This is a genomic window from Thalassolituus sp. UBA2009 (assembly GCF_002335285.1).
GTDB classification, from domain to species: domain Bacteria; phylum Pseudomonadota; class Gammaproteobacteria; order Pseudomonadales; family Oceanobacteraceae; genus Venatoribacter; species Venatoribacter alkanivorans.
Genome location: NZ_DDCJ01000118.1, coordinates 1 through 9730, shown reverse-complemented (window position 1 = coordinate 9730; position 9730 = coordinate 1). Strand labels below are relative to the sequence as shown.

The 9730-nt window shown below is 51.1% G+C and carries 16 protein-coding genes; 5 read left to right on the top strand and 11 right to left on the bottom strand.

All coding sequences use genetic code 11. The features are described from left to right. Positions 1-143 precede the first annotated feature (143 nt). Positions 144-458: a hypothetical protein gene (locus B3P58_RS14720; RefSeq protein WP_286718663.1), complete on the top strand. Its 315-nt coding sequence runs from the start codon at positions 144-146 to the stop codon at positions 456-458. Positions 459-562: 104 nt separating this feature from the next. Continuing rightward, positions 563-826: an ogr/Delta-like zinc finger family protein gene (locus B3P58_RS14715; RefSeq protein ID WP_286718660.1), complete on the top strand. Its 264-nt coding sequence runs from the start codon at positions 563-565 to the stop codon at positions 824-826. Positions 827-840: 14 nt separating this feature from the next. Here the strand turns inward: B3P58_RS14715 and B3P58_RS14710 are convergent, their stop codons facing one another. Beyond that, on the bottom strand, positions 841-1026 hold the full coding sequence (locus tag B3P58_RS14710; protein WP_286718657.1) for a hypothetical protein: 186 nt from the start codon (positions 1024-1026) through the stop codon (positions 841-843). Between the two features lie 120 nt (positions 1027-1146). Between B3P58_RS14710 and B3P58_RS20790 the strand changes: the two genes are divergently transcribed. The 3 genes from B3P58_RS20790 (at position 1147) to B3P58_RS14700 (ending at position 2608) form a co-directional block, all read left to right on the top strand. Next, entirely contained in the window at positions 1147-1362 is a 216-nt protein-coding gene (locus B3P58_RS20790; protein WP_414716579.1) for a helix-turn-helix domain-containing protein, read from the top strand. A gap of 107 nt (positions 1363-1469) precedes the next feature. Then, complete coding sequence (locus B3P58_RS14705) at positions 1470-1778, top strand: helix-turn-helix domain-containing protein (RefSeq protein WP_286718654.1); 309 nt, start codon at positions 1470-1472, stop codon at positions 1776-1778. Between the two features lie 350 nt (positions 1779-2128). Continuing rightward, the gene (locus tag B3P58_RS14700; RefSeq protein WP_286718651.1) at positions 2129-2608 is read left to right on the top strand and encodes a hypothetical protein; all 480 of its coding nucleotides are present in this window, start codon (positions 2129-2131) and stop codon (positions 2606-2608) included. A 236-nt stretch (positions 2609-2844) separates the two neighbouring features. On the opposite strand, the gene B3P58_RS14695 is transcribed toward B3P58_RS14700, so the two are convergent. The 10 genes from B3P58_RS14695 to B3P58_RS14650 form a co-directional block, all read right to left on the bottom strand. Further along, positions 2845-3117, bottom strand: a complete 273-nt coding sequence (locus tag B3P58_RS14695; RefSeq protein ID WP_286718648.1) for a hypothetical protein — start codon at positions 3115-3117, stop codon at positions 2845-2847. 134 nt (positions 3118-3251) lie between these two features. Continuing rightward, a complete protein-coding gene (locus B3P58_RS14690) occupies positions 3252-3467 on the bottom strand; it encodes a hypothetical protein (protein WP_286718645.1) in 216 nt (71 codons plus the stop codon). Between the two features lie 529 nt (positions 3468-3996). Beyond that, entirely contained in the window at positions 3997-4497 is a 501-nt protein-coding gene (locus tag B3P58_RS14685; RefSeq protein ID WP_286718642.1) for a DNA N-6-adenine-methyltransferase, read from the bottom strand. A 66-nt stretch (positions 4498-4563) separates the two neighbouring features. Further along, positions 4564-5139 (bottom strand): hypothetical protein, encoded by a 576-nt coding sequence (locus tag B3P58_RS14680; protein WP_286718639.1) that lies wholly within the window; start codon positions 5137-5139, stop codon positions 4564-4566. Between the two features lie 46 nt (positions 5140-5185). Next, positions 5186-6181: a hypothetical protein gene (locus B3P58_RS14675; protein ID WP_286718637.1), complete on the bottom strand. Its 996-nt coding sequence runs from the start codon at positions 6179-6181 to the stop codon at positions 5186-5188. Positions 6182-6204: 23 nt separating this feature from the next. Continuing rightward, the gene (locus B3P58_RS14670) at positions 6205-6498 is read right to left on the bottom strand and encodes a carbon storage regulator (RefSeq protein ID WP_286718634.1); all 294 of its coding nucleotides are present in this window, start codon (positions 6496-6498) and stop codon (positions 6205-6207) included. Next, complete coding sequence (locus B3P58_RS14665) at positions 6492-6812, bottom strand: hypothetical protein (protein WP_286718631.1); 321 nt, start codon at positions 6810-6812, stop codon at positions 6492-6494. Before B3P58_RS14665 ends, B3P58_RS14670 begins: the two co-directional genes overlap by 7 nt. Before the next feature lie 10 nt (positions 6813-6822). Then, entirely contained in the window at positions 6823-8865 is a 2043-nt protein-coding gene (locus B3P58_RS14660; protein WP_286718628.1) for a replication endonuclease, read from the bottom strand. Then, on the bottom strand, positions 8865-9251 hold the full coding sequence (locus B3P58_RS14655) for a hypothetical protein (protein ID WP_286718625.1): 387 nt from the start codon (positions 9249-9251) through the stop codon (positions 8865-8867). Before B3P58_RS14655 ends, B3P58_RS14660 begins: the two co-directional genes overlap by 1 nt. Before the next feature lie 12 nt (positions 9252-9263). Next, positions 9264-9467, bottom strand: coding sequence for a hypothetical protein (locus tag B3P58_RS14650; RefSeq protein ID WP_286718623.1), 204 nt, complete (start codon positions 9465-9467; stop codon positions 9264-9266). Between the last annotated feature and the right edge of the window lie 263 nt (positions 9468-9730).

Here is a 9730-nt window from a genome sequence, read left to right as displayed (position 1 = left end):
CCTGTTCCGCCGCCGCTATTTCCTGAACGGCTCACACATGGGGTACATCCTGTACACGACTGACAAAAACATGGACAAAGACCTGGAAAAGAAAATTGCAGACGCCGTGAGAACAAAGCAAAGGCCCCGGTAATTTTAGGAGTATGTACCTGAATATTCCGGGTGGCGACAAAGACGCTGTGAAGCTGATTCCAGTGGGTGACATTGGCCAGAAAGACGAATTCAACACAATCAAAACGATCAGCAAAAACGAAATTCTGATTGCCCACGGTATGCAACCGGCGCTTGCAGGCATGGCACCGGACAACGCCGGCGGCTTTGGTGATATTGAAAAGATTCAGCGGTTCTACCGCCAGAACGAGGTACGCGCCCAGGTAGAACCCTTTATGGAAATGAACGACATTCTGGGGCGCCCTGTGTTTGATTTTGACTTTGATACCGGAGTTGACATTCAGTGAATCCGAACGAAAAACCCGTGAATGCTGATATTTTGCACAGTCGTGGTTATAATTTGTCGCGTGCTCTTATTGAGCCGCGCCAGCTAATCACAGAGGTTTCCGCCATGCGTATCAAATGCCCTGACTGCCAACATAAGGCCACAGTCTACAGCCGCGCCAATACCTCCGATGATATGAACTCAGTTTATGCCCGCTGCACTAATCGCCAGTGTGAAAAGTTCGACCATTCCTTTGTCAGTCATGTTGCCTTCAGTCACTGGATTAATCCGAAAGAAGCCGCACTTCAACTGACGTTTGAAATGCTCTTTGACCAGCTGCCCCACGCTAACCGTGCAGAGCTTGTGCAGCAGCTGGCCGCCCGTGTTTAACCTTCCCTTGTTGTTTAACCCTCTATTGTTCTCCTGATTATCTCCCTTACCTGCTCCAGTATCAGCGTTACCCCGGCCACCTCCCTGTCTGAAAGCACTAGATCCTGATTCGGTGCTTTCGCTGCAAGTAACCCGCACAGTCCGCTGAGTATCTCTTCAGCATTATCAAGTGCTTGCACTACTGGTATTGCGTCTGACATTCGTCCTTTCTCCGTGTCTTATTGTCACTGCTCATTGTCACTTCTCGCAGTGACTTGAAGTTAACTTCATTCCACACCCCGCGCCCGTGCCATACCGTGAACGCTTTTTAAGCGCCCCCTATGTCATCAATCAAGATACGGTTCGGCAGTCACCTGCGTCAGTTGCGCATATCGCGCAACATCACACAGCTGCAATTGGCAGAGGCTTGCGGGGTGTCTGTTGAATCAATCAGTAATATCGAACGTGGCAAGCATGGCCCGCGTTTAGAACTGATTGCCGACCTGGCATTCGCGCTATCTGTCCCAGTTTCTGAGCTATTTCAGTTCGATAACTGACACTGAGCATATTATCTAAAAACTACTGCCTATTGTGCTCACAAATGAGCAGCCCTGACATATTTTGTCTAACATTCGCCCACATTTGAGCAACCCGGTTCTTACACATGGTTCACATGGTTACTGGACGGGAATGGCGAGCTATCAGGGAAGAAGTTTTGCGACTTAACCAACAGCAATTTGCGGATGCAATAGGCACCAGCAGGCAGCGGGTCAGCCGTGTTGAGCGTGATAAGGCTGAATACACCTTCAGCGAACTTTCAGCGTTACAAAATCGCATCGGGCTTCCCCTAACCTACCTATTAAATATTGATCATAATCCGCCCGCGTGGCTAAGCCTGTACGCCACCCTCGACAAAGCCCAGCAGCGGCAATTAGATGGATTCATTCTTGCTGCCATAAAATTACTCAAATAGTGTAGACTTTTTCATACAGTGTAGTATTATGTCTACATCGAAACGGGAATACAGGAGGTGCCAAGTCGATGAAGAAACACCCCAACAAAGAGATCAGAGCCGCGATTGAAGCGGCGCTGGCAGGGGGTTGGGAGATAGTGGAGCCGGGCAAATCAGCCCACTGTTACTGCAGGCTCCGGTGCGGTACAGCAGAACACAGAGATTGTATTTTCTCTGTCTGGAGTACCCCAAAAAACCCCCAGCAACATGCTGAAATGATCTTAAAGAAAGTCAGGCGGTGCGCCCCCGAATAGGGGGCAAGCTCTGACAGGGGAATTGATAGGCACCTCAACTTTTAGAGACATTAACTTATGAATACTTACGAATTTACCATCACCCTGGCCGGTGTTGATCTGGCCACCGAAGACCTGGAAGACCGCATTGTGGCGGCTGGCTGTGACGACGCCCTGCTGTGCTTCTGCGGCGAAACCCCATACCTGGAGTTTGAGCGCCAGGCAGACAACGCAGAAACGGCTATCCGCACCGCACTGGCAGAGCTGGCCGAAGTTGGCCTGCAGGCGGCATCCATTCAAGAAGCAGGCTATGTAACGGTGACAGGCGCAGCAGCAATGGCTGACATCAAAAAAGGAACCCTTGATCACTACGCCAAAGGCCGACGCGGTGAGGGCTTCCCAGCGCCCCGCTACGGCCTGCAAACCGGTACCCCGCTGTACTGGTGGCCTGAAGTGGCTGAATGGCTGCTGAGCAACGACAAGGCCCCGGCTACACTGGCCGAAACAGCACAGGCAGCGGTTAAACTTTCGCCCGACCATGACCGGCTGTGTGCTTAACCACTAATTCCCCGGCCATAAAGTAAAAAGCCCCGGTAAATGCCGGGGCTTTTTACTTTATGGCTATCTTTTTAGCTTTCTACGGCAACTGTAAAGCGCATCATCTACGACGATGAAATCCTTTTTAAGCCATTGTGTGACCTGGGCCGGTGCAACTCCTTGCGCGGTAGCAAAGGCTCTCTGAGAACCCCCGAATTCCTCGGCGATATACTCGCCGAGGGTTAAGGCCACAGGTCTTACTGCTTTTTTCTGTTTATCGCATTATCTAATGCGACTCTAAATTCAAATTTCGCGCCGGCTTCAGCAAGAATATCAAGATGCGCTTCGATGCTTTCATTATCGGTATATCCTGACTCTTCAGCGGCTTCCCATGCGTACTGCCCCGCCATTTCTTCAGCTTCACGAGTGTCGGTTCCTCCGAAATACTCGCTAGAATGGCCGGCTTTACTTGCATTAATGATCTCAACAACCTGTTCGATTGAATGAGCTTCAGCGATTGCGTTATTCATTATCATGTCCCATTTTCTGATTAGGCTTCGGCCACTCCCAAACCCTTTATATAGCTTAACACTATACCTTAACTTGTAAAGCGTTTTGCTATATTTTTTTCATGTCAGGAAAACCCCACATCAAGATAGATTACTCATCCCCCCTGCTCTTCCTTGATCTGCTGCAGGCAGGCAATCAACCAGTCAATATCCTCAATCAGAAATGAAGTAAAACCTTCCCTCCCCTTGAAAATAATTTCCGCTTGCATGTCTGGTGTTGAAGCGTTCCCGTTATACCGAACTTCTTTTTCAACGCCAGAACCATCGGAATATGGTATTTCCCACGCCATGTAAGTCTGTGCTGTTTTCATAATCTCTCCAATTTATCCCACCCCATACCCATACCTAATAGCGCAAAAGGTCGCCCACGCGCAGCATCCTAAGAACAACGCAAGGCAAACACCACTGAAGCTATGCCAATCAATGCTTACCCAGTAATGTCCAATAAAGAACGCCACACAAAGCATCAGCGCCCGCCAATGTGCGTAAAAATGCCAGTCTAACCAGACTACGATCCAAGGCAGTTTTCCCGGCTGAATATAATCAATCAACATAAATCCTCCTGAATAACTCAGCGCAGCACGGGGGCAAGCCCGCGTGCTGGTTTTTATAAGTTAATTCTTTGCTTCGCCAAATCCATTGTAGTCATACCACTCCTGACGAGTGCCAGAAAACAGAGTGGTAGACTTCCCGCACTTTTGGCAGCTTTTAATTTCTCTGTGGCTGTTCCTTCCGCCTGAAAATATCAAATTTATATCCCAGTCGTGACGGCAAAGGATACTTATAACAAGTCGTTTAAATGTGATCTTCCTTTTACTCATGCTTACCCCCTCATAATTATTAGCTCACCCGGATATACATTCCGCGATCGCTCATCTTCTCCAGTGCAGTTGCGCACTCGTCACCCCATGCAAACATCACGGTACCTGCACCGCATCGGCTTTTTTTATGCTGGTTCTCGCGCCCTGGTACGAATTCAATCCGCCCCTGAATAAACAGCATTGCCGTCGCGGATCTCATCGCGGCCTGGCACCAACTGGCGTCAGTTCTACTGAACACCAGAGCAACGCCGTTGCTGTGTGCAATCATCCGATTCATCCACTGCGGCGTCTCTTTACCATAAGGCGGGTTGAGCCACACACGCCCATGCCACTGTTTGCTTAAGCCGTCGTCGAAAATTGTGTACTTGGTTGCCGCCGGTACCGCCGATTCCATATCGTGGGGGCTGGACGGGTCTAAGTCGAACCTCAATCCCAGTTCTTTGAACACCCACTCAGGGGTATACCATTCAACGCTTTTAATCGACGATCGTGCGATTTCAGTTCCAAATAATCCGCTCATAGCACTTGCTCGTATTTGACCATTGCTCGCCGGGCCCGCCTGCGCGGGCCGCTCCAATTATGGCTATCACGCCATCAGCCGTTTCAGCAGCTTATCCACCGCTTCTGCCGCTTCGCTGTTCTTTGCTTCACTGGCGGTGCAGCGGCTGGCAATATCAAACACCTGGCGCAGTTCCAGATGTGAACCTTGATTGTTCTGGTTGGGTACAGCCTCAACCACTAAACCAATCCGCTGGCCGGTAAATTCCTGCGCCACCTGCACCTGTTGGCCCTGATCGTTAACACCTACGCCCCAGCTGAACCCCGGCAGGCCCATCAGGTACAACATGGCGTTAATGAAGTTGGCACCGAATACCGGCGTTTGCCCATCGGCCTGCAGGTACGTCAGCGACACCGTGCCGCGCTTTTCTTCGTCATCCATAAAGCGCACGAGCACAGCATGGCTGCCGGTTTCGTTGCGGCGGTATTCCACGCGGGTAATTGTGGCGTGCACTTCGCCGGTTTCGGTAATAAACGGCATATCCCCCGCTTTTTCTGCGCTGGCTTCATCGAGTACAAAGGCATAACCCGCCGGCCGCATTGCTGCAGGATTCGGGGCGCTGTTGTTCATGGCGGTCTGGTGTTGGTTGTATGGCTGTTGCATGGTTTTTCTCGCTCTGTTGGTTAATCGTTTTGAATTGCAGCCTCAGTCATTCCGCCGCAACCTGCCAGCCTTTACCGCTGGCCTTTTGTTGAATAACACCAGCAGCCAGCAGCTGCTGAATTTGGTCGGTATAACTGCCGTAGTTCACGCCTGCCGCTTTCGCTTCGCGCACCGTTGGCAGTTGCCCGGTTGTGCTGATCTGATCAGCCAGCCATTTTCCCGGCTGCTTCGGTGGCGCTGTTTTTTCTGTCTGTTTCTGTTCGCCGTTCTGTTTTTTGTTCTGTTCTGTTTGTTTGTTTTCGGCTGTTTTGTTCTGTTCTTTTTGTTCTGTTTTCTGTTCGCTGTTCTGGCGGCCGTTCTGTACTACTTCGTCTGTTTTGGCTGGCGCGTTGTTTGCTGTCAGTAGCAGCACAGCGACGATCTGCAACAGGTCGCCCATCACTGATACCGTAATCCATGCGCCCCAGCGCCAGCCGCCCAGGTGGTTGCCGCTTATGCTGGCGGCAGTGGTGGCTGCTGCCGGCAGGCTGTTCTGTTGTTCGCGCAGGTCGGCCAGTTCGTCATCAATCAGCGCGGCTTTTTCCAGCAGTCTCCTGGCGTTCAACGTGTTTCCATCATCTTTCAGATCGGCGGCTGTTTGTTTCATCAGTTCAGCTGTTGTCTGTTTCGCGCTGATGGTGGCTGCGGTGTTCTGGTATTCACTGCTGCTTTGTTGTTCGGCCACGGCCTGCACCTGATACGCAGATTCAAAATACAGCACGGTGCTGGCAATGCTCAGGGCCAGCAGCGGCACAACCAGCAGCCAGCAGACAACGGCCAGCGGTTTATTGTCGGCAGCCCACTGCTGTCCTGCGGCAGCGGCCATCATGGGTTTTGCCAGCACCAGCGCCAGCGCAAACAGCCCTGCCAGCAGCTGGTCACGATCCGACGCCGCAAAGCTGGTAAACAGGGCAATTTCCCGCGCTGCAGTTACGGCTAACAGCGCCAGCAGCATGGCCGCCAGCGGTGCTTTATTCAGGGTATTTAAAAGAGTGTTTTTCATAGCGTTGCCTCCATGCGGCGTTATCAGTTAATCAGCGGTAAAAGTTCAGTACGCCAGATGGCCACCTCTTTCGGGGCATCAAATAAAATGCCCACCTTGCCGCTGACGATCCGCACAATTTTTATCCGGCAGTTATCGGTCAGCTGGTGTTCTTCACCAATGGCCATACCGTGCAAACGGATGTTTTCTTTTCCCGGCTCCACAATATCCAGCGTGGCGCGCGGGCTGTGCCGTGGCCCGTACACTTCCAGCGCATTCAGTCTGATGCTGTTGTTAACTTCTACCGACTCGCCCACCCGGCGCGCTAAAACTAACATGCTGCTTTCTCCATTTTTTGGGCGGCAGCCGCCTCATAAGCGGCAACCAGTGGCAATAATTCGTTGTATTCCTGGCGCTTGGTATTGCGCAGGCGCTCCAGATAACTTCGCTTAACCGACTCTTCAAAACCGGCCACCTTCTCCGCCCAGGCATCACGGATAAAACCGCGCATTTTGGTGCGCAACGGCAGCCGCATATTGGCCAGCATTTCGTTACGGCGGCCGGCATCCAGCGTTAACAGGTAACGGGCATACTGTTTTTGCTTTTCGGTCTGTTCGTGTTCGTGCTGTGCTTTTTTATTGTTCGCTTTCATCGTCCGTTCCTCATGCAATTTGCCAGTTTTCGATCATTTCCAGCTGCTGCGGCGGCGGAGAACTTCGTTCAACCGGCTGGCCAGTACAGTTATTCACACCAGTCCAAGGCGGCTGCGCCGCTTTAAAATCAAAACCATCGGTATTCGCCGCATCACGTTCTGCCTGCCGGGATTCTGCGCGGATTAAATCGCGTGCTGCCTTTTCAGCTTTGCGCCGCTGTCGCACGGCAAAGGCTTCATCTTTACTGGCATTTACGCGAAACCATGACCGCCATTGGCTGATTTTCTCAATGGCATTGCCCGCGACTTCGGCAATCACACCAATGATCTTTTCTCCGGTTTCGCCATAGGCGTTAATGGCTGGCCGTGTCAGTTCGTTCTGGAACTGCTCGCCGCTGATTTCGTCCAGGTATTCCATAGTTTCGGTTACTGTCTTCAGGATTTTTTTCAGGCTTAACCCGTTCTCGTCGTAGAACTCGCAATACGTTTTCCACGCAGCACTGGCGCTTTCCTGAGCGGTGGCATCCAACTGCATAATGAATTCCCGCAGCGGTTCTTCTTCTGGCGTCCATTCCTCTTCAGGTAATCGAGCAAGGCGGCGCAGTTGACGCCATACCGTTACCGATGGCCCACCCACCTGCTGAAACTGACGTATGCCATTGCGGCTGCTCCAGGCGACAATATCTTTTGCCGACGCTTTAGCGTCTTTGCCATACAAATCCTTATCGACGTGCTCACCGTCGATATTTTTGGCAATGTATTTGGCGATATAACCGGCAGCAGAATATTCCTTGCCGGTTTTCGGGTTAATTCCGGTTTTTATTTTCTCGGCTTTAAAGCGCACATCCGCTTTTGCATTCAGCAGTTCGTGATGGTCTTCTTTTTCCGCATATCCGCGCAGCGCCTTTGTTACCTCATCAGCCTGATCCGGACGCACAAACAGCAATAAATGCCAGTGCGGTGTGCCGTCGTGGTGCGGCTCCGCAACGCGGAATCCAAAAAAATCCCACTTCTCTGGTTTACTCCGGGTAATCCGCCCGGCTAACGTGCGAAAGCGGGCCCACAGCGAACACATATACTGCTGACCGTCTCGTGGGCTGGCCCCTCTGAACTTAGGATTGCGGCCACAGCCGCGCGTTGAATGGTATTTTGACGGTGTGGTAATGGTGTAAAACCAGCCCTCATACCCGTTGGCTTTTGCGTATTCTTCAAACCCGGCAATCCGCACCATCAATTCAGCGCGGCGTACCACCGGATTGGCAACGCTCAATTCGGATAAATCAGCCAGCGTGTACTGCTCGCCGTCTTCATTCTCCATCAGGGTGTGTTCCAGCATATCTAAATTCATCTGCTGGCGGCGCTGCCACTCACGGCGCCCTACCGGGCTGCAATAAGCGTTTTTATTTACAACCACCTGATTCAGCTCACGGCTAATTTTCTCTATTCTCTGCGCCTGTGCCCGGCGCATTTTTCTGCGCCACCAGTTTTCATCCTGGCAACGCTTTAATAATCCGGTAACTTTAATAAGACGTTTTTCATGCTCTTTCTGTACATCCTCATACAGACCAACTTCTTTGGTTACATCACCATCAATACCCCCTTGATCGATTGCTTCATTAAGAACCGATTCTGTCATTTCAAGCGCTACACATGCTTTTTCATATTGATTGAAGTGATGGACTTCATCCTCAAAACCATGGTGTTCAAAAACACCGAAAACCCGATGTACAGCATCAGGGGTGGTCATTCTGTCTGGCCAGCCAGTCAGTTTTAAAATACAGGATCGAGCCCTTACCGTGATGTAGTCTTCTAAATATTGGTCATGGGTCTGATGCACCAGAAAATCACCAATCTTGAACTGCTTGCGCAGCTCATCCAGACGCTGATTGGCATTGCGGATGCCATTCGACTTTGCACGGCTTACAACACGCTTCCAGTCATTCAGCAGCGGGCGGGAAAATTCGCCAAACCGCTCTGTAACCTCAGCCGCCTGACGTTCCCAGTAAGGAGTCTTCTTCATTGCCGGTGCGCCGACCAATGCAAACTCTGACATCAGGCTGCACTCTCCAGCTTTTTCTTTTCTGCATCAGTTTTACGCTGCACTTCGCGGCTCAGTTTTCCGGACAACGCCATTAATTTTTCAGCGTGATGCTGGCTGGCCTTCGCCTCAATGATGTTTTGCGTAGTTTGTGCGGCGGTAGCGCAGTAATGCAGCACCTGGTCAAATCGTTCTTTGACCAGGCGCTGCACAATCTGAATTTCTTCCAGTGTCAGACCGTCCACTAAATCGGCATGAACTTCCTGAACCGCCTGAACAGGCTGTTGAATATTGCTGATGTGTGCCAGCTGAATGCCGCCGTCTCCGCACTGCTGGCAGAAGGTAACCATTTCCCGGCTGAAGTGCTCACGGCGGCAGGTAGGGCAGTAGTAATTCATCATAATTACTCTGCCTCACTCTTCCTTAACGTCGATATTGTGCTTGGCGCAGAATTCCCTGAGTGATTCTTCGCTTTTAAATTCGACAGATGAACGATGATCCCCCACATCCAAACGCAGATAACAGCGTGAAAGTCTCGACTTCCCTACACCATAAACAGCTGCAGAAAGGCTAACTTTTTCAGTTGGATTTTGATAAACAACAGAAGTTGACGACATAACTATTCCTCCATACCACGCCAAAAATAAAAAATCGCTAAACCACATACAGAGCCAAAAAACAGAGATACCAAAATAACTTCTGTGCCGTTCATCAGTTCACCGCCGCCAGCTTTCCAGCTGCCCGGAATTTCTCTAATTTTTGGCCAGCGGCCTGCAGGCTCTGGCGCAGTAACCTTTCCTTCTGCAGGTGTGGATTCTGGTCAACAATCCACTGCTCTAAATCGGATTCCAGCCAAACTTCACGGCCCGCTATGCTGATG